The organism is Neohoeflea coraliihabitans, from assembly GCF_019334345.1.
Classification (GTDB): Bacteria; Pseudomonadota; Alphaproteobacteria; order Rhizobiales; family Rhizobiaceae; genus Pseudohoeflea; species Pseudohoeflea coraliihabitans.
The window spans coordinates 1082068-1100841 of record NZ_JAHWQX010000001.1 but is presented as its reverse complement, the minus strand read 5'-3'; the positions used below and the strand labels follow the sequence as shown (position 1 = coordinate 1100841).

General features: G+C 62.5%; 16 protein-coding genes and 1 riboswitch. Of the genes, 8 read left to right on the top strand and 8 right to left on the bottom strand.

The features are described from left to right. Positions 1-7 precede the first annotated feature (7 nt). The 7 genes from KY465_RS05200 to KY465_RS05170 form a co-directional block, all read right to left on the bottom strand. The gene (locus KY465_RS05200; RefSeq protein WP_219200455.1) at positions 8-1180 is read right to left on the bottom strand and encodes an ABC transporter substrate-binding protein; all 1173 of its coding nucleotides are present in this window, start codon (positions 1178-1180) and stop codon (positions 8-10) included. Between the two features lie 34 nt (positions 1181-1214). Next, positions 1215-2018 carry an enoyl-CoA hydratase/isomerase family protein gene (locus tag KY465_RS05195; RefSeq protein ID WP_219200453.1) on the bottom strand — a complete coding sequence of 268 codons (804 nt, stop codon included), beginning with the start codon at positions 2016-2018 and terminating at the stop codon, positions 1215-1217. Continuing rightward, positions 1999-3573, bottom strand: coding sequence for an AMP-binding protein (locus tag KY465_RS05190; protein WP_219200452.1), 1575 nt, complete (start codon positions 3571-3573; stop codon positions 1999-2001). Before KY465_RS05190 ends, KY465_RS05195 begins: the two co-directional genes overlap by 20 nt. Beyond that, positions 3566-4075 carry a (2Fe-2S)-binding protein gene (locus KY465_RS05185; RefSeq protein WP_219200450.1) on the bottom strand — a complete coding sequence of 170 codons (510 nt, stop codon included), beginning with the start codon at positions 4073-4075 and terminating at the stop codon, positions 3566-3568. Before KY465_RS05185 ends, KY465_RS05190 begins: the two co-directional genes overlap by 8 nt. Continuing rightward, the gene (locus KY465_RS05180) at positions 4063-4890 is read right to left on the bottom strand and encodes an FAD binding domain-containing protein (RefSeq protein ID WP_219200448.1); all 828 of its coding nucleotides are present in this window, start codon (positions 4888-4890) and stop codon (positions 4063-4065) included. Before KY465_RS05180 ends, KY465_RS05185 begins: the two co-directional genes overlap by 13 nt. Beyond that, entirely contained in the window at positions 4887-7835 is a 2949-nt protein-coding gene (locus tag KY465_RS05175) for a xanthine dehydrogenase family protein molybdopterin-binding subunit (protein WP_219200446.1), read from the bottom strand. Before KY465_RS05175 ends, KY465_RS05180 begins: the two co-directional genes overlap by 4 nt. 98 nt (positions 7836-7933) lie before the next feature. Then, a complete protein-coding gene (locus tag KY465_RS05170; RefSeq protein WP_219200444.1) occupies positions 7934-8800 on the bottom strand; it encodes a helix-turn-helix transcriptional regulator in 867 nt (288 codons plus the stop codon). A gap of 277 nt (positions 8801-9077) precedes the next feature. Here KY465_RS05170 and KY465_RS05165 point away from each other — a divergent pair, with 277 nt between their 5' ends. Both KY465_RS05165 and KY465_RS05160 read left to right on the top strand, forming a co-directional pair. Beyond that, positions 9078-10805 carry a mechanosensitive ion channel family protein gene (locus KY465_RS05165; protein WP_219200443.1) on the top strand — a complete coding sequence of 576 codons (1728 nt, stop codon included), beginning with the start codon at positions 9078-9080 and terminating at the stop codon, positions 10803-10805. An 84-nt stretch (positions 10806-10889) separates the two neighbouring features. After that, on the top strand, positions 10890-11585 hold the full coding sequence (locus KY465_RS05160; protein WP_219200441.1) for a GNAT family N-acetyltransferase: 696 nt from the start codon (positions 10890-10892) through the stop codon (positions 11583-11585). Here KY465_RS05160 and KY465_RS05155 read toward each other — a convergent pair. Beyond that, a complete protein-coding gene (locus KY465_RS05155; RefSeq protein WP_219200439.1) occupies positions 11565-12263 on the bottom strand; it encodes an outer membrane protein in 699 nt (232 codons plus the stop codon). The two genes, KY465_RS05160 and KY465_RS05155, sit on opposite strands and share 21 nt — an antisense overlap. A gap of 169 nt (positions 12264-12432) precedes the next feature. Next, positions 12433-12545: riboswitch (TPP riboswitch) on the top strand. On the opposite strand from KY465_RS05155, the gene KY465_RS05150 reads away from it, so the two are divergent. The 6 genes from KY465_RS05150 to KY465_RS05125 all read left to right on the top strand — a co-directional run bounded on the left by KY465_RS05150 (position 12534) and on the right by KY465_RS05125 (position 18674). Further along, positions 12534-13145, top strand: a complete 612-nt coding sequence (locus tag KY465_RS05150) for a Ykof family thiamine-binding protein (RefSeq protein ID WP_219200437.1) — start codon at positions 12534-12536, stop codon at positions 13143-13145. (Overlaps the previous riboswitch by 12 nt.) A 61-nt stretch (positions 13146-13206) precedes the next feature. Continuing rightward, complete coding sequence (locus KY465_RS05145) at positions 13207-13791, top strand: ECF transporter S component (RefSeq protein ID WP_219200434.1); 585 nt, start codon at positions 13207-13209, stop codon at positions 13789-13791. Next, entirely contained in the window at positions 13775-15358 is a 1584-nt protein-coding gene (locus tag KY465_RS05140) for an ABC transporter ATP-binding protein (RefSeq protein WP_219200432.1), read from the top strand. Before KY465_RS05145 ends, KY465_RS05140 begins: the two co-directional genes overlap by 17 nt. Further along, entirely contained in the window at positions 15337-16080 is a 744-nt protein-coding gene (locus tag KY465_RS05135; protein WP_219200430.1) for an energy-coupling factor transporter transmembrane component T family protein, read from the top strand. The genes KY465_RS05140 and KY465_RS05135 overlap by 22 nt, the downstream gene beginning before the upstream one ends. A gap of 148 nt (positions 16081-16228) precedes the next feature. Beyond that, the gene (locus KY465_RS05130; RefSeq protein WP_219200428.1) at positions 16229-17254 is read left to right on the top strand and encodes a LacI family DNA-binding transcriptional regulator; all 1026 of its coding nucleotides are present in this window, start codon (positions 16229-16231) and stop codon (positions 17252-17254) included. Between the two features lie 106 nt (positions 17255-17360). Then, the gene (locus KY465_RS05125) at positions 17361-18674 is read left to right on the top strand and encodes an ABC transporter substrate-binding protein (RefSeq protein ID WP_219200426.1); all 1314 of its coding nucleotides are present in this window, start codon (positions 17361-17363) and stop codon (positions 18672-18674) included. The last annotated feature ends 100 nt before the right edge of the window (positions 18675-18774 follow it).

The following is an 18774-nucleotide window of genomic DNA, read 5'->3' as shown; positions in this document are numbered from 1 at the left end:
CTTGCTGTTAGAACCGTTCACACGTGTCCGGTCCGATGGCGGCTTCGCCGTCGATCCGGTTGGCGATGGTGAAGGCACCGTCCTTGATCTGGACCACATACATCGGCTGGATGGCCTGGTGGTCGCCGGCGCGGATGGTCTTGGTGCCCTGAGGCGTGTCCCACTCCAGGCCTTCAAGAGCGGCGCGGACTTCATCAGTGCCGGTGCCACCGGCTGTTTCCACCGCCTTCTTGTAGGCGAAAAGCAGTCCGTAGCTGTCAGCACCGTAAAGGTCGGGATCGGCGCCGTTCCGCTCGTTGAAGGCTTCAACGAACGTCTTGTTTTCGGGCGTGTCGATCAGGGTTGAATATCCCACGCCGGTGATGAAGCCCTCAGCCGCTGCGCCGATCGCCTTGATGTTCTGGCTGGTGACCGTGCCGGAGGCGCCAAGGATGGTCAGCCCGTCGCGAATGCCGAAATCCTGCATCTGGGTGAGCAGACGCACCGTGTCGTTGCCTGCGACAGAGGTGTAGAGAACTTCCGGGTTGGAGGCGCGGATGCGGCCGAAATACTGGCTGTAATCCTTGGCATCGAGCGGAGCGTAAACCTCGCCCGTGGATTCAGCGCCAACCGCTTCAGCATTCGACTTGAATGCCGCGACCGTGGAGCGGCCCATCTCGTAGTCAGGTCCGAGATAAAACACCTTGGCACCTGATTTTTCCTGCTTCATCCAGGCTGCGAGTGCGGCCGATTGCTGGCCGGCGCGCGCATTGACACGGAACACGTTCGGCGAACATTTGTCGCCGGTGATCGCGTCCGAAAACGAAACAGTGGTGGCAATCAGCTTGCCGGCGCGTTCGGCGACCTGGCCGACCGCAAGAGTGGCGCCCGAGTTCACCGTGCCGGTGAGGAAGTCAACGTCCTCGGAGGTCATCAGCTTTTCGGCCTTTTGCACTGCGACGGACGGGTTGGCCTCGCTGTCTTCATAGATCAGTTCGATCTGCCGGCCCATGATGCCGCCGGCGGCGTTGATCTCCTCGGCGGCCATGTCCAGGCCCCATGAGACCTGCTGACCGATACCGGCATAGGTGCCGGAAATCGGTGTCAGCACACCAATCCGGATCGGCTCGTCCTGCGCCAGGGCGCTGCCGGTCATCAGAGCCGCCAGTGCGACACTTGCTGTCAGGGTCTTAATCGTCATGTTCAGTTCCTCCCATTGAAACGATCAGGTTTGACTAGCGTCCGACGAATGTCGGTTTCCGCTTTTCGTGAAAGGCTTTGACGCCTTCTGCGAAATCTTCCGACTGGCGAAGACGGCTGTAGGCGTGGCCTTCCAGTTCGATGCCAGTGGCGACAGTGGCATTTTCACTGTCATTGAGCAGTTTCTTGGCCGTGCGCTGCGCCATCGGCGAGAACTCGCACAGTTCGGCCACCAGTTTGGCCGTGGATTCTTCCAGCGCCTCGTTGTCAACAAGTTCGACAGCAATGCCCCAGTCATAAGCCTGCTGGCCGCTGATACGGCGTGAACGCATGACCACATCCTTGGTGCGGGCCAGTCCGATCAGCGCCTGCAGCCGCGCCGAGCCCCCCGATCCGGGGATCTGCCCCAGCTTTTGTTCGGGCAGAGCGTAGCGGGTGGACCGGGCGGCAATGCGAAAATCGCAGGCGAGCGAGATTTCGAAGCCGACCCCGAATGTGTAGCCCTTGTTCGCCGCGATCACCGGCTTGGCACAGCGCCAAGGCGCGGCAATGTTGTCGGCAAGATGGCTGACATGCTCGGGCGAGGCTTCGAGGAAGCCCTTGATGTAGCCGCCAGAGGAAAAATGCTCGCCCTCGGCGCGCAGCACGATAACGCGGACGCGCTGATCGGCATCGAGGGCTTCGAACGCCGCACGCAACTGGTCGCGCTGCGGCATGGAAATCACGTTCATCGGCGCGCGATCAAGGACGATGTCGCCACGTTGCGTCTCGGCATCGATTTCGATGCGGAACCCGTCAAGTTCAGCCAGGAGCGGGTGGTTATATCGCGGATCTGTCATGTGTCTTTTCCTTCAGGGCAGCCTGAGCGGCCGCGGTGTTGGGAGTGTAATTTCCTGAGACCAGATCGCGCCGCAGCAATTTGCCGACGGGCGATTTCGGTAGCTCGGTGACGAAAACGAACTTTTTTGGCCGCTTGTAATTGGCGAGAGTCGTGGTGCGGCAATAGTCGGCGAGATCCTCTTCGGTGACCTCGCCACGCTTCTTGACGAAAGCGACGACGATCTTGCCCCAGCGCTCGTCGGGAAGGCCGACCACCGCACATTCGGCCACTGCCTCGTGCATGGACAGGCAGCTTTCGACTTCAAGCGGCGAGACGTTCTCGCCGCCGGTGATGATCATGTCATCGACCCGGCCGGTGACGAACAGATCGCCATCCTCGTCGAAATGGCCGCAGTCACCGGTGAAGTACCAGCCATCTTTCAGTGCCTTTGCGTTGGCCGCAGGGTTCTGAAAATAGCCCTCGAAGGCTTCGTCGCCGGCCAGAGTGGCGATGATCTCACCCTCCGACCCTCTTTTCACCACGGCCTCGGGATCGCCGGAGCCCATTTCGACGATGCGCAAATCCTGGTTCAAAGCGGCCTTGCCGGCTGAGCCGGGCTTGGCCACGGCGTTCTGCTCGATCGAGAAGGTGTAGATCTCCGAGGAGCCAAAATGGTTGACGAACAGCTCGGGCCGGAATGCCCTGTCGACCCGCTGCAGCAGTCCATCGGTCATCGAAGCCCCGGCAAAGCCGAGGCGTTTGACGGAAGACAAATCGGTTTGCGCGAAATCGGGATGATCGAGCAGATCATGATACAGCGTCGGAACGAGATACAGGCTGCCGATGCGCTCTTCGGCGATCAGGCGCAGCGCGACGGCGCTGTTGAAGCGCGGCAGGCAGACGAAGGTGCCGTTGAGCAGGGTCATCGCCAAGAGCGAGCGCACCCCCATCGTGTGATAGAGCGGCATCACGCCCAGCGTGGCATCCCGCATCGGCATCAGGTTCTGTGCGATATGGGCCACGGTGCTGGCGCGCTCGGTGCGGTGGCGACGCGGCACGCCCTTGGGACGGGCAGTGGTGCCGCTGGTATAAAGCATGATCGACCAGTCATCGGCACCCGCCTGGGGGCTGGCATCGGGAGCTGAAGCCGCGACGATCTCGTCGTAATCCAGTGCGCCTTCAGCGCTTGTTCCGTAAGTTATGCGCGGCAGCGAGACGGCCTGCGGTGCCTCTGCAATCGCTTCAGCGCTGGACTTATCGAACACTAGGGCGCGTGCAGCGCTGTTTTCGATGAAGAAACCAATCTCGTCAGCGGTGCTGCGCCAATTGACCGGTACGGTGATCACGCCGGCCATCTGGCAGGCCCAGTGCAGACTGGCCGCGGCCCGGTTGTTTTGCATGGCAACAAGGATCCGGTCACCGCGTGTCAGACCCATGTCGGACAGACCGGCGACGAGCGCGGATATCTGCGAAAACCATGCTTCGTAACTCAGGCGGACATCGCCATCGACAAGCGCCAGAGCGTTGGGCATGCGGGCGACGCTGGCGATAAGGGACCGGCCGAGATCAAGCATCCTGGATGTCCTTCTTGAGAGTTGCAGCCGCCTCGATCGCGGCGTTGAGAATCGTGTGATAGCCGGTGCACCGGCACAGATGTCCGGACAGCACATCACGGATCTGGTGTTCGTCGGCATCGGGCGTGTCGCGCAGCAAGGTGTCGAGCGACATCAGGATGCCGGCAGTGCAGAAACCGCATTGCAGGGCATGGTGCTTGCGGAACGCAGACTGCAGCACCGACAGGCGCTCGGCATCGGGGGCCAGGCCTTCGACCGTATCGATGACCGCGCCATCGACTTGGACGGCGAGGGTCAGGCAACTGCGCGCCATCATGCCATCAATGCGCACCGTGCAGGCGCCGCACACGCCGTGTTCGCAGCCGACATGAGTGCCGGTGGCAGCCAGCTCGTGGCGTAGAAAATCACTCAGCAACAGGCGCGGCACGGCGTATCCCTCGACCGGCCGGCCGTTCAAGGTCATGCCAATCTTGTGGCGCTGGTCAGCGTTCAAGCGGCGCATGTGCGGGCCTCCTGCAGGGCTTTGGCGCCGAGACTGCGGACAAGATCGCGGCGGTAGCGAGCGCTGGCATGCAGATCTTCGCGCGCATCAAGCGACCAGGCCAGTGCGTTCAGGGCGTCGCTCTCCTCGGCTGGATCGAATGCATCCCAATCGCGGATGACGGGCGTGTCGTTAACGCCCCCAACGGCCAGCCGCACCCGGTCGGGCGAGACCAGTGCAGCGCAGGCGACGATCGCGAAATCGCCCTTGCGGCGACCGACCTCGCAGAACCCGACGCCGGTGCCTTCTGAGAGGATCGGGAATTCCACCGCTTCAATGATCTCATCGTCAGCCTTGTCGGTGAGCATCATTCCAAGGAAGAAATCCGATGCCGTCACCCGCCGGCGTTTGCCGCCGCGGCGCAAGATCACAGTGCCATCAAGCGCCGCCAGCGTCAGCGGAATTTCGGCGGACGGATCGGCATGGGCGACGGAGCCGCAGACGGTGCCGCGGGCGCGGGTCTGCGTGTGTCCGACCCAGGGCAGTGCGCGGGCCAATAGCGGGTTGATTTTGCAAAGGTCCGGGTAAGCGGAGAGAGCGGTCTGGCGCACCCCGGCGCCGATGCGCAATGTGGCCTTGTCGGCGGTGATCTGGCGCGCGTCACCAGCCTGCATGATGTCGGCCAGCACCGAGGGGCGCGACAGCCGCATGTTCAGCATCGGCATCAGCGATTGTCCGCCGGCCAGCACCCGGACGGCGTCGCCGTGTTGCGCGATCACCTCCGCGGCCTCCTCAAGGCTGTCGCAACGCACATAATCGAAGGGAGCCGGTTTCATGAGCTGGCCCCCCAGCGCGCGCGCAGACGCGCGAGCAGGCCGCGGCGCGGGACATCGCCGCCCGCCTTGCGTCCGAGAGCCGTAAAGAACTGGCCGATGACGATCTTCGCAGCGCCATCGAGCAGCCGACCGCCAACTGCGGCGACCTTGCCGCCGACGGCAGCCTCGTAGGAATAGGAAATGACCGTGCCACCGTCATCCTCAACCAGGGTCACGGTGCCGGTCCCCGATCCCGACCCGAGGGCGCCATTGGCCTTGCCGGTCAGAACGGCGCTGTGCGGCTCGTTGAGATCAGACAGGCCGACATCGACGCGATATCGTCCCTTCACCGGCCCGACGCCCAGTGTGACGTCGGCGATAAATCGTGTTGGCGAGAGCTGTTTGACGCCGTGTGCGCCGGGGATCAGCGCCGCGAGCTGGTCGGCGTCCATCAGAAGGTCCCAGATCTCTTGCGGCGTGGCAGAGACCCGGGCCTGGCCCTGTCCCGACAGACCCTTGCCATCCGGTTTTCGCGGCGAAGCCTGCCCGGCAGGAGCCGGGGGCTCGGCAGACAGCAACGCCGCAATGCGCGTCGGGCTCAGCGGCAGGGTCAGGTCGAGCGGACCATGTGCCGGGGCCAGCGCATCCGCGACGGCATTGGCGATACAGACCGGGGTGGACATGCAATTGCCTTCCCCGACGCCCTTTGCCCCAAGGGGTGTCAAAGGCGAGGGGGAACAGGTGTGCAGGATCTGTAAATCCGGGATCTCGTGAATGGTCGGCACCGGATAATCGGCGAGGGTTCCGGCGAGAAACGCCCCGTCCTCGTCGTAGGCATATTCCTCGAAAAGCGCGGCGCCGACCGCCTGTGCAAAGGCACCGCGGATCTGTCCATCGACCATGCCCTGATGCAGGATGGTGCCGCAATCGTGCATGGTGACATAGCGGTCGATGCGCACCTGGCAGGTGACGGGGTCGATCTCGATGCCGCAGAAATCAAAAATGAAGGCATGACACAGCGAGGAATTGATGCGGTCATCCTCGGTTGGCGCCGCCAGTTCGGGCGCGGTCCAGATGGCGGTTTCGCGGACCGGACTGGCGATGCCCTCGGGCAGTGTCGCAGGCGCCCAATGGGCCGCCGAGGCCACGCGCGAAAAGCTGACCGCAGCGTCGGGGTTGTGGATCGAGAAAACCTTGCCGTCGGCAAATCGGATGTCGTCAATGGTGACGTTCAGCTGCGCCGCGGCAATGCGAGCGATGCGCTGGCGCAACCTGTCCGCTGCGATGCTGACCGCTCCCGCCGATGCCGCGGCGAAGCGGCTGGAATAATTGCCGGCTGCGATCGACCAGGCATCCTTGGAGGTGTCGATGGCAGCGACAACCCTGACATCGCCGGCATTCAATCCAAAGCGCTCGGCGACGATGCCTGCAGCGACGGTTTTATGTCCCTGGCCTTGCGGAACCGAGTCGATCTGCACGGTGATGCTGCCGACCGGGTCGATGGCAATGGTGGCGCAGGACTGGGCGCCGTTCTTCGGGCCGGCCTTGGCGCGCTCGGCCGGCGTGAGCGCCGTGGAGAGATAGCCCATGTTCGATACGGAGGGTTCGACCGCCGCGGTCAAGCCAATGCCATACAGCCGTCCCTCGGCACGGGCCGTATCGCGCCGCGCCAGCAGCGCCTCGTAGTCGCCCTCCGTCAGGGCGCGCTCAAGGGCCTGAGCATAATCGCCGGAATCGTAGGTCGCGCCGCTGGCGGTGCGATAGGGGAATGCCTCCGCGGCGATCAAATTCGTTCTGATCACCTCAAGCGGGTCGAGACCGAGCGTGCCGGCGATGCGCTGCATCAAGCGTTCAAGCGCGAAATAGAGTTGCGGTCCGCCAAAACCCCGGTTCAAGCCGGTCGGCGTCTTGTTGGTCATGACGATGCGATTGCGCACGGACAGGTTGGCAATATCGTAAGCGCCACACAGATTGCCATGCATCCGATAGAGCGTGGCCGGTTCGGGGGCGCGCAGATAGGCGCCGACATCTTCAACCTGGTCGAAATCCAGGGCCGTGACCCGACCGGTCGCGGTGACGGCGGCGCGCAGGGTGATGGCGCGGTTGGTCGCCGACACCGAAGCGGTGAGGTGTTCAAGCCGGTCTTCCACCCATCTGACCGGCCGGTCAGCCAGCCGGGCACAGGCGCCGAGCAGCGCGATATAGGGAAAGACGCCCTGCTTGACCCCGAAGCTGCCCCCGGAATCCTCCGGGGTTTTGAGCCGCAGCCGGTTTCCCGGCACATTCAGGGCACGCGCGATAACCGGATGGATGGAAAACGGTCCCTGGAAATTGGCCGTGACCTCGTAGGACTGGTCATGCGGGTTCCATTCGGTCAGCACGCCATAGGTCTCGATCGGAGTGCAGGAGTTGCGCGGATAGCGCACCGAGACCTCGACCACCTGGTCAGCGGCGGCAAAGGCCGCTTCCGGATCTCCGTAGGTGAAGGATCGCTCGGAGCCCAGATTGCCGCCCATTTCCTCGTGCAGCACAGGGGCATCGTCATTCAGCGCCACCAGCGGATCGAGCGCCGGCGCGAGCACGTCAAAATCGACTTCGATGAGATCCAGCGCGTCTTCGGCAATGTAGCGATCTTCGGCGAGGACCACGGCGATCGGCTCACCGGTGTAGCGCACCTTGTCGCGGGCGATGGGCCAGCATTGGATCGGCAGCTTGACGCCGACCATCAAGGGCGAGGCAACGCGTGCGTAATCCTCGCCGGTAATGACCGCATGCACACCCTTCAAGGCACGCGCCGCATCGCAGCGCATCGAAGTAATGCGCGCATGTGCATGCGGACTGCGCAGAATCGCGGCCTCCAGCGTGCCGCGCGGCGCTGGCAGATCGTCGAAGAAACGCCCGCGGCCCGTCAGGAGCGGCGCATCCTCGACACGCAACATCGCAAGCTGAGATGCCTCCTCCACCATTCCGCTCTTCTTCCTCCTCTGCAAGACCGGTCAGGTCAGGCTAGGGAGATAAAAGGCGGAAACCCATTGTCAGGAGTTGCGCGTTTTACCCTGGAGTCTCAAATTCGCAGAAATTGCGACAGATCGCCCAGTCGTGAGGTGGCGCGGAAGTTCGACGGCGTGACGCCGGCGTTATCCCGGAAAAAGCGGGTGAAATGCGCCTGGGTGGAAAAACCGAGGCGGTCCGACAAGGCGCCGAAGCTGACATCGGTGGACAGCGTGGCGCTGATGGCCTGCTCCAGCCGGATCGCATTCAGGAAGACACGCGGCGTGACGCCGGTCGAGTTCTCGAAGACGCGAAAGAAGTTGGCCCGGCTCATCCCCGATGAGGCGGCGAGGCGATCGATGCCATCAATGCTGCCGGGATTGGAGCGCATTTCCGCAATGGCGGTGCTGACGCGGCGATCGATGCACTGGGTGCGCGCCGCGTTTCGCAGATGGTCGCCGACAGTGCGCCATTCGGTGAACCGCTCGATCACCGCGATCATCAGCGCGCTGAGCTGTTCTTCATGATCGACTTCGGCGGTGGGCGCATGAACCATGCTGGACGCCAGCTCCAGGGCCTGCTTGCGGATGCGTGGCGTGATGGCGTCCGATATTCTGCCGAAGAAACCGGCACCGCCGCTGGCGGCCCAGTTGTGACGCAGCATGGTCAGCCAGGACGGCTCGATATAAAGAGCCAGGATGATCGTGCGGGGCGCGTCGGGCCGGTGGACATAGGCATGCGGGGTCCAGGCATTGATCAGCACCGCACTTTCGTCAGTCAGATGTGCGACACTGTCGCCGACCAAAAACGATGTGTCCGCGCCGTCGATCTTCAACAGGACATGGCAATGCGGATGCGCGTGCCGCACCAGCGACCGATCCATGTCGAGCAAGGCGACACGGCCGAAAGGTCCATTCTTTATTCTAAGGGCATCGGACATCGGCGAATTCTAACGTTTTCGGCCGGTTTGTCACCCGTCCGATCCGGAGGACGTTCGACGACCCTGGCAATCTGGCGGCAGGCACCCGCGTCCTAGCCCCTGAGGCGCACATATGCTCCATTTTACAGGCTTTTTCTCGTAGTCCTTGCCATATCGAGCGCATAACAATCAGATTAACGAGTCCTGACCCTTGGGCTTTTGGTGCACAATGCTATGTGGGCGAGGGGAAAGATGGCGGTCTTCGGGCTTCGCCTGTGCGAGCGAGAGGAGGAAGAGCATGATTGCAGGAAAGGCGCCATTGCTGCTCCTGGCGGTGATCCTGGCGTTCATGCAACTCGTTTCATCCTCCGCTCAAGCGCAGGAGGATGAAAGCGGCAGCGCCGCTTTCGCTTTCAAGTCCGAGCCGCTGAACGTGGGACTGCCGGCGGATATCGGCTCTCTGCGCCTCGATACGCCGAGAGCGAGTCTCGAGGCGTTTCTGGAAGCCATTCGCCGCAAGGATTTCCGCCGGGCCGGTGCGACCTTGAACCTCAATGCCATCCCGGCCGAAGAGCAGGCGGACCGCGCGCCGGAACTCGCCCTGATGCTGGCCTTCATCCTGCGGCGATACGATCTCATCGATTGGACGGACATTCCGGACCAGCCGGACGCGAGAGTATTGCCACGGCTGCAGCAATCGACCAGTCCGTACAAGCGACGCTCGGTTGAACTGGGGACGGTGGAGCTGGATGGTCGGCCGATCCCGATCAGCCTGCAACGCTTCCAGCCCCCGGATGGAGAGGCGGTGTGGTTGTTTTCACCGTTCATGGTCGAACGGGTGCCTGATATATATCGCGAGCCCGGCCGAGATCTGCTCAGTCGCTGGCTGCCGCTCAGCGAACGGGTCGATACGTACGACTATTCTTCGACGGTAGAACGGATCGCAGCGGCCCTCATGCTGACCGCCGCGCTGGTGCTCGGGTTACTCTCTTATCTTGGCATGCGTCTCATGGTGCGCCTGCTGCCGCTGCGATATCGGCGCGCCGGAAAGAATGTCTGCCTGCCGCTTGCGGTCCTCATTGCCGCGGTCGCATTCCGCATCAGCCTGAAAGAACTGGTGGTGCTCACGCTTCCGATCGCCAAGTCGATGGATGTGGCGTCAGAGATCGTCGCCTTGGCGGCCGGTGCCTGGCTGGTCTTGCAGACGGCTTCAGGATTGAGCCTCGCTCTCAGTCGGAAATACGTGGTTCCCCTCACCTCGGACGATCCGGAAAATCGGCGAATACAAACCGCCGTCTATGTGGCGCGACGGCTGGTCATTGTTGCGGTGGCGCTGGTGAGCATCGGCTACATCCTGCTTCGGGTCGGAATTTTCGAATCGTTCGGCATCTCGATCCTGGCCTCGGCCGGTGCGCTCGGTGTGCTGGTCGCCATCGCCGCACGACCCCTGCTCGGCAACATGGTCGCGGGGCTGCAGATTGCTTTGACCGATCCGGTGCGCATCGGCGATGTCGTGGTTTTTGATGAACATTGGGCCACTGTCGAAGACATCTCCTTTGCCCATACGGTTCTGCGCACCTGGATCGACACGCGGATCATCGTCCCGCACAGCGACCTTCTCTCACGGCCCTTCGAAAACTGGTCGAAGGAAGGCGATGCGGTGCGACGCATTGTCAAGATCCCGGTCGACTATCGCATCGATGTCGACAGCGTCCGGGAGAAGGTCAAGGAGATCGTCGAGTCCGATGCGCGCGCCACGAGCGAGCCGCCGCAGGTGGAGATGGTCGAGCTCACAGGTGAAGTGGCGGTGCTCTGGGTGTGGATCTCGGCGACCTCGGCCTTCAACTCCTGGTATTTGCACAACGAAGTGAGAGAGAAGCTGGTCAAACACATTCGCGAGCTTGAAGGCGGACGCTATCTGCCGCGGCGGCGGCACCTGATCCTCAACAAGGAGGGCGATTCTCCGTTGGGCGAGGCTGATCAACCCAATTCGGATGCGCCGGACACGGGCGCGGAGAATTCGTAGGCGAAAGGTCCCGCGCGTTGTTCCCGTTTTTTTGCCGACTTGACCAAGGGCATGCAGGCACCGCAAGAATTAGCAATGCCTAAAATGACACGCTCCGCTCCGCCCCGCATTCGCCCCCCACTCGCCGCCCAGCGGCTGAAGCCGGTTTTCATCGACCGGTGGAGTGACAAGCTGCGGCTCAGGACGCTCAAGCCGTCCGAGGTGACCCCGGTGATCGAGGAGTGGCTGACAGCTCCGGAGATCATGGAGGGCGTGAACGCGCCCCGCGCCGCGATGGGGACGGAGGCTTTCAGGGCCTATGTCGCCAGTTTCGATAATATCAGGCGCAATCTGGTGGCGATCCGCAATCGCTCCGACGATGCGCCCCTCGGACTGATGATGCTCGAACTGGACCTGCGGCATAAGGTCGGGGCGCTGCATGTGGTCATCGGCGAGGCAGATCACCGCAACCTTTCGACGACGATCAACGCGGTGCGGATCATGGTCCGGTATTTCTTCATCGAGCGGAAAATGGAAAAGCTGACCTTTCAGCCGCTCGCCCGCAACAGGGCCGCGGTGGCGGCCTGCACCTTCGCCATGCTGACGCTTGAAGGAACACTGCGCTCGCACCGGATCGACGGGCGGACGGGGGAGCGGCTTGATCAAATGGTATTCGGCATGACGCGCGAAGAATACGTTGTCAGGGATCAGGCGAACGTCAAAGCGGGCACGGCGGCGCCCTATGAGGGGCCGGGCGTGCCGGCAGCAGTGCGGCGGGCACTACCTGCCGAACTTGAATGACAGACCGATGGTCGCGGACGTCACTGACGGATTGAAGCCGCTCGGATTCGACCCAGGTTCGGCGTCTACCGTTCCGAATTCGGCATGCAATATCTCCGCCTTCACCGACCAATTCGGCGCGAGCGCAAACTCCGCTCCGACGCCAACCACACCACCGAATTGCAGCCCGCTGTCGGAAAATACTTGATCCGGGGCGAAATTCTGTTCCACACGACTGTCTACCGCGATTTCTGCGACGGCCGCGCCGACAGTTCCATAAATCAGCAGCTGTTCAGTGGGGAGAACACCGACGCGGGCCCGCGCCGTCGCCATCCAGTCGATGTCGTAGGCGTAGTCTTCATCCTTACCAGTAAACGAACCGGAAAGATTTGTCTGCTCAACGCCGAGGTAATTGATGTCACCGACAAAACCGAAGACAACATTGTCGATCTGCCAATCATGACCGAAGTGGACGCCGCCGATAAACCCTTCCTCGGGATAGGGCCCCTCATCAACGGCTATCGTACCAGTGAAATTCGGGGCCGACGACACAAAGCCGCCCTGAGCACCGACATAAAAGCCGGACCAGTCAAGGCTGCCATCCTCGGCGTGCGCCGGGGTGGAGAGTGCCGCGATTGCCACAGATGCAATCAGGACGTGTCGCAATTTCGGTACACCCAACAAATCGAAATCTCCCATCAATCAAGCTGAACATATCGTAATTCTTTCATGAAGATAGTTGCGATTCTGCAACGTTAGCAGTTTATTTTCAGTAGAATTTCGTGGGTCGTTGCTGCGAAAAATCGGACGACGGCGGTGCGGTGCGAGCCACAATGGGCTTGTCAAACGGCGCGGCTGTGCTAATCAAGGCCATCCACAGGGGTGCTCCGTAAAGCCGGGGCTGAGATGCCGGGTGCAATCCCGCAGACCCTTCAGCTGATCTGGGTAATGCCAGCGGAGCGAGGTGAAATGTTCTCAGGGGCACAGCTCTCCCTATATCCGATGTCCGATGATTTCGTTGCCGTGATTCTCGGCGCGCTGGACGCGCTGGATCCATGGCGCGATCGATTGCGCATCGAGACCGACGACGTCTCGACCCTGATGGTCGGGCCTGCCGACATCCTGTTTCCGGCCATGCGCGACCTGTTCGTCGCGGCTGCGCGGGGCGGGGTGCATTGCACCTTGCACGCAACGGTGTCTCGCGGATGTCCCGGTGAACCGGATGATCCGATCTGTACGCCGCCCGAGGGTGGGCTTCGTGCCGATGCGCCGCTTCATACACGCATTGAAGCGGCCCGGGGACGAGTCGAAGCTGCGAAAGAGACCGGCCAGCCGGTGGCGGCGCAGTTCTCGCTGTATCCGTTGGGTCTCGGTCACCACATGGATGAAATCTACGGCTGCATCGATTTCGTCAAAGCGTCCGGCACTTTCGAGAAATCAAAACATTTCTGCACCAAGTTGCGCGGCGATGCCGGCCCGGTGTTCGAAACGCTGTCGCAGGCCTTCACGGGTTTCGGCGCACAAGCGGGTCACGTGGCTCTCGACGTGACCCTCTCGGCAAACAGCCCGAGCAAATTCTGAGCCTATCCCGAGCTGGCGTTTATCGCCGTCTCTTCCTTCCTTACAAACAATGGAGACTGTCATGCCCCATGCGGCTGTCTGGACTTTGCGTGAAACTCTGATCGTCGCCGTGCTCGGCGCGGTTTTCGGTGTTCTCTATCTCGGATGGGTTCAGGTCTGGCTGATCGCCCAGGCGCTGTTCGGCGCGGTGACCATGGATGTGGTGATGGGCTTCTGGTTCATCGTCTCCATCATTGCCGCCGGAATCATCCGCAAACCCGGCGTAGCGCTGGTGTCGGAGATGTTGGCGGCGGCGGTGCAGATCCTGCTTGGCAGCCCGGCCGGCCTCTTGTTGCTGCTGACAGGATTTGTGCAGGGCGCCGGTGCCGAAGCCGTGTTCGCGGCCACGCGCTATCGCCGCTGGTCGCTGCCGGTGCTGATGGCAGCGGGGGTCGGGGCCGCCCTGGCCTCGTTCGCCTATACCTGGATGCGCTTCGACTACGGCAATCTGGCGCCTGGGCTGCTGGCGGCAATGTTCGTGCTGCGCTGTGCCTCCGGCGCCTTGCTCGGGGGGCTGCTTGGCCATTTGGTGATCCGGGCCCTGTACCGCACAGGCGTCTTGTCGGGATTGCGGATCGAACGGGATCTGCGTGCTGCACACGCCTGAGGCCATTGCCTGCGACGCGGTTGCGGTGCGTTACCCCTACGCACCGCGGCCTGCCGTCGGGCCGCTGTCCCTGCAGGTCAGGCGAGGCGAGCGGGTGCTGCTGCTCGGGCCTTCGGGTTGCGGCAAATCGAGCCTGCTGCACACGCTGACGGGTTTGATTCCACGCAGCATCGCGGCAGAGCGAGACGGGCAGATCCGGTTGTTCGGGCATCCGGCCGAGGCGCGCAGCCCGGCGCAATGGGCCGATAGGGTTGCACTGCTGTTTCAGGATGTCGAGCAGACGCTGGCCGGCCTGACGGTTGAGGACGAAATCGCCTTTGCGCTGGAGAATTGCAATATTCCCGCCGGCGCGATCGAGGAAAGCGTCGTTCGGGCCATGGACTTGGCCGGCTTGCCGCCGGAGTGGCGAATGCGGCGCATTGCGACGCTGTCGGGCGGTCAGAAGCAAATCGTCGCGCTGGCGGCGGTGCTGGCGCAGGATGTCGATGCCGTGATCGCCGACGAGCCGACGGCCAGCCTGGCTCCGAAAGCGGCGCGCCTGATGGCCGATCGCCTCCTGGCCCGCGGGCGCACAACCCTGATCGTCGACCATCGCCTCGGGCCGATCCTCGACCGCATCGACCGGGTGATTGTGCTCGGAGCGGGCGGCCAGTTGCTTGCCGAAGGTGCGCCCGATTCAGTGTTCGCGGAGTTCGGCGCGGCGTTGATCGCCGAAGGCATCTGGACGCCGCTGGCGGTGCGGGTGCGCGAGGCGCTGGCCCGACAGGGCGTGAAGATCCCGCCCGTCACTCAGGTCAAGGATCTTCTCGCATGCCTGCCGCCGGAGACGGACTTGAAGCCGTTGCTGCTGCCGCAGCCCGTGCCATTGGGACCGGAGCGGGTCAGGCTGGAGCATGTGGCCTGCGCGCCGCCGTTCGGCCCGGTGGTCGTGGAGGATGTGTCCTTCAGCCTGCGTGGCGGAGAGGTGCTTGGCATCATCGGGCCGAACGGGGCGGGAAAATCGACACTTGCCGCCTGCCTGGCCGGACTTGTGCCGCCGCGCAAGGGCCGACGGCACGGCGCCCCCGGCGCCATTGCCTTTCAGAACGCCGAAGCGCATTTCAGCGCCGATACCGTGCGGGCGGAACTGGCCGCAGTCGGCCTGCCCGCCGCGGCTGTAGCGGCGGTCCTGGAAGAATGGGGGTTGGGCAAGGTTGCCGAACAGCATCCCTTCACCCTGTCGATGGGGCAGAAGCGCCGTCTCGCCCTGGCGCTGCTGACGGCGACCAAGCGGTGGCCGTTGCTGGTTCTTGATGAACCGACTGCCGGACTGGATTTCAAGGGGACGGAAATCGCGGCGGCGCACATCCGGCGCCTTGCCGGCACGGGGCGGGCGATCGCGGTGATCACGCATGACGCCGACTTCGCGCTGTCGGTCTGCGACCGCATCGCCGTGCTGGCGCCGGGACGGCTGGCGGCAATCGGGCCGGCGAGCGATGTGCTGCGCAACAGAGTATTGCTTGAGGCGCAGGATCTCGCGCCGCCCGAAGCGGCAGGACTGCTCGAGTGGGTCGAGCAGCGATGCTGAAGCATTTTCACTCTCTACCGAAGTTCTTTCTCTGCCTCATCTGGATCGCTGCGTCGGTTCTGGTCTTCGATTTGCGGTTTCAAGTGGCGGCGGCTGTCCTGGCATTCGCATTGTTGTGGCTGGGCGAGGGGGTGCGGTTGTGGAAGATGATCGTTCTGACTGTGCCATTTGCGCTGTTTGGATTCGGCTTTCTGACGACATCCGTGCTTTTTTCAGCGGAATCCGGCTACGCGCTGCAGATGGCTGGCGAGCAATCCATGCGGCGACCCGATTTTTCTCCGGGCCTTGTGCTGTTTGCCCGCACCCTCGCCTGTGGGCTGCTCTCGGCGCTTTTCGCGCTGACCACCGATCCAGGCCACTTCGTGCGCGCGCTGATGGTGCATCTGCGACTGCCGCCATCAGTTGGCTACGCTCTGATGCAGGCGATGCACCTTGTGCCGGATCTGGGGCGCGAGATGCAAAGTCTGCGGATGGCCCGCGCCATCCGCCGCGGCCGGGCCTTGCGGCGCCTGCCGGGTCCGGGTGAAGTGGCGGCGCTGACGATCCCGCTATTGGCGTTCGCCATACGCCGGGCCGGCCGCGCCGCCCTGGCGATGGAGGCGCGCGGACTGCAAGCTGGACGACCGCGCAGTCATTTGCGCGATGTGGCGATGACGCGCGGTGATGCGGCCGGCTTTGCCGCCGGCCTTGCCCTTCTGGCGGCGCTGCTCTGGGCGCTGTGAGTCTGGTTCCTGCAAAAGTCGGCCCTTGACCGAACGGCTTCGAGCACCCTAAATTGACAGAAAATATTACGCGCGTAAAATTGTATTTTACATCGAGATGTTATCGTGCTCTCTCTGGTGGGCAATATGAAAGCAATGGGAGAGCCTTGTGGCCGGACGTAAAATCAGGAACATGGAGGAGTTCGCCGAGCTGAGCGGTATTTCGCGTCCGACCGTCTCGAAGTATTTTCGCGATCCGGAGAGCGTGCGCAAGAGTTCGCGGATGCGCATCGAGGCGGCGCTCGAAGAGTATGATTACCGCCCGAACATCTTTGCCATCAATCAGAACCGCAAGCTGACGAAGACAGTCGGCATTCTTGTGCCTTACCTCGCCGATCCGTTCTTCGCGGAAATCGTCCGCATGATTGAATGGCGCTGCATTGATGCCGGCTTCTGGCCCATCGTGTTCAGTGCGCATGGGCGCCAGGATCTTGAGAATAATGCGTTGGCGACGCTGCAGTCGTTGAAGCCGGCTGGGGCGCTGCTGGCGCCGCTGGGGCGCCATTCGGACCTGGAAAGTGTACGGCGTTTTGCCGAAGAGGTGCCGACGATTGTCTTCGACAGCAATGTCAATGTGGGTGAAGCTTTTGTCGGGTCGGACAATTTTCAGAGTATCGGGCTGATTGTCGATTATCTTTGCCGCACCGGCGAGGCGCCGTGTTTCTTCGAGATGCAGCCTGTCAATCCGAACGCCAACAAGCGGCGGGAAGCCTATACGCGCTCGATGGAGCGGCTGGGTTACGAACCCATGGTGGTGCAGGTGGAGGGGGCCGGATGGGAGTTCGAACGAATAGGCAAGGAAGGCGGTATCCGGCTGATATCCGAGAAGGCCCTGCCGTCGGACACGATCCTGTGCAGCAATGACCGGCTGGCGATCGGCCTGATTGCCGCAGCCTACGAGACCGGGCGGCGTGTCGGGCACGGGCCGGGCTGCGCGTTGCGCATCGCCGGCCACGATGATCATCCGTGGGCGCGCTTTACCTGCCCGCCCCTGACAACGGTATCGCAGGATTATGAGGCAATTGCCGAAAAAAGCGCGGATCTGCTGTTCCAGCTGATCGACAAGGGTGCGCCGCCGCCCCGGCGCGAGGAGATTCTGTGCGAAGGCAAGCTGGTTCTGCGCGTTTCTGCCTGATTGCGCGCGCCCATAAAATTTACGGGCGTAAAGAAAAAAGTTGACATGCATAACAGTATCGCTCATTAATCCCCCATGCATCCGAATATCTAGGGAGGAAAATTGGATGAGACTGTTAAATACGCTTATCGTGACGACGGCACTTGGTGCGCTCGTCTCCACGGCCGCGGTCGCGGCAACCACCGTGACCATCGCCACGGTCAACAATGGCGACATGGTGCGCATGCAGGCCCTGTCCGAGGAATTCACCAAGCAAAATCCGGATATCGAGCTTGATTGGGTCGTTCTGGAGGAGAACGTCCTGCGCCAGCGCGTCACTCAGGATATCGCCACCAAGGGTGGGCAATTCGACGTGATGACCATCGGCACCTACGAGGTTCCGATCTGGGCCAAGCAGGGCTGGCTCGTGTCCCTCAACGATCTGCCAGAGAGCTATGATGTCGACGACCTTCTTCCCGCTATTCGCGGCGGCCTGACTGTCGATGGCGAGCTCTATGCCGCGCCATTTTATGGCGAAAGCTCGATGGTGATGTACCGCAAGGACCTGATGGAGAAGGCGGGGCTTGAAATGCCCGACGCGCCGAGCTGGGACTTCATCCGCGAGGCCGCGGTCGCAATGACCGACAAGGAAAATGAACAGTACGGCATCTGCCTGCGCGGCAAGGCTGGCTGGGGCGAGAACATGGCGTTTCTCACCGCCACGGCCAATTCCTTCGGCGCGCGCTGGTTCGATGAAGACTGGAAGCCGCAGTTCGACACCGAACAATGGGCAAACGCGCTGAACTTCTATCTCGATCTGATGAATGAAGCCGGACCGCCCGGAGCATCGTCGAATGGTTTTAACGAAAACCTGGCGCTGTTCCAGCAGGGCAAATGCGGCATGTGGATCGATGCCACCGTCGCGGCCTCGTTCGTGACCAACCCGGACGATTCAACCGTCGCGGATCAGGTCGGTTTCGCGTTGGCGCCGGACAACGGTCTGGGCAAGCGCGGCAACTGGCTTTGGGCCTGGTCGCTGGCCATTCCGGCAGGCACGGATTCCGAGGATGCGGCCAAGAAGTTCGTCGAGTGGGCGACCTCCAAGGCCTACACGGAGATGGTCGCGGAAAAGGAAGGCTGGGCGAATGTGCCTCCCGGAACCCGCACGTCGCTGTATGAAAACGCCGAATATGCCAAGGTGCCGTTTGCGAAAATGACACTCGACAGCATCAATGCAGCCGATCCGACCAATCCGACGGTTGATCCGGTGCCCTATACCGGCGTGCAGTTCGTTGCCATCCCTGAATTCCAGGGTCTGGCCACGGCGGTCGGGCAGCAGTTCTCCTCGGCACTGGCCGGTCAGATCACTGCTGAAGAGGCGCTCGACCGCGCCCAGAACCTGGCGGAGCGTGAGATGACACGCGCCGGCTACATCAAGTAAGTTACGCTTGAAACGGACGCGCGCCTTGCAGCGCGCGTCCACACCCAACACCCTCTCTCCCATTGTAAGCTGCCGATTGACAAGGTCCCGCGGGACCTTT

Bases quoted from the DNA above. Each gene is read 5' to 3' on its own strand.
- KY465_RS05150 (WP_219200437.1), top strand. From the start codon at position 12,534: ATGTTCTCAGGGGCACAGCTCTCCCTATATCCGATGTCCGATGATTTC.
- KY465_RS05185 (WP_219200450.1), bottom strand. From the start codon at position 4,075: ATGCGCCGCTTGAACGCTGACCAGCGCCACAAGATTGGCATGACCTTG.
- KY465_RS05180 (WP_219200448.1), bottom strand. From the start codon at position 4,890: ATGAAACCGGCTCCCTTCGATTATGTGCGTTGCGACAGCCTTGAGGAG.
- KY465_RS05165 (WP_219200443.1), top strand. From the start codon at position 9,078: ATGATTGCAGGAAAGGCGCCATTGCTGCTCCTGGCGGTGATCCTGGCG.
- KY465_RS05160 (WP_219200441.1), top strand. From the start codon at position 10,890: ATGACACGCTCCGCTCCGCCCCGCATTCGCCCCCCACTCGCCGCCCAG.
- KY465_RS05145 (WP_219200434.1), top strand. From the start codon at position 13,207: ATGCCCCATGCGGCTGTCTGGACTTTGCGTGAAACTCTGATCGTCGCC.
- KY465_RS05125 (WP_219200426.1), top strand. From the start codon at position 17,361: ATGAGACTGTTAAATACGCTTATCGTGACGACGGCACTTGGTGCGCTC.
- KY465_RS05155 (WP_219200439.1), bottom strand. From the start codon at position 12,263: ATGGGAGATTTCGATTTGTTGGGTGTACCGAAATTGCGACACGTCCTG.
- KY465_RS05195 (WP_219200453.1), bottom strand. From the start codon at position 2,018: ATGACAGATCCGCGATATAACCACCCGCTCCTGGCTGAACTTGACGGG.
- KY465_RS05170 (WP_219200444.1), bottom strand. From the start codon at position 8,800: ATGTCCGATGCCCTTAGAATAAAGAATGGACCTTTCGGCCGTGTCGCC.
- KY465_RS05200 (WP_219200455.1), bottom strand. From the start codon at position 1,180: ATGACGATTAAGACCCTGACAGCAAGTGTCGCACTGGCGGCTCTGATG.
- KY465_RS05190 (WP_219200452.1), bottom strand. From the start codon at position 3,573: ATGCTTGATCTCGGCCGGTCCCTTATCGCCAGCGTCGCCCGCATGCCC.
- KY465_RS05175 (WP_219200446.1), bottom strand. From the start codon at position 7,835: ATGGTGGAGGAGGCATCTCAGCTTGCGATGTTGCGTGTCGAGGATGCG.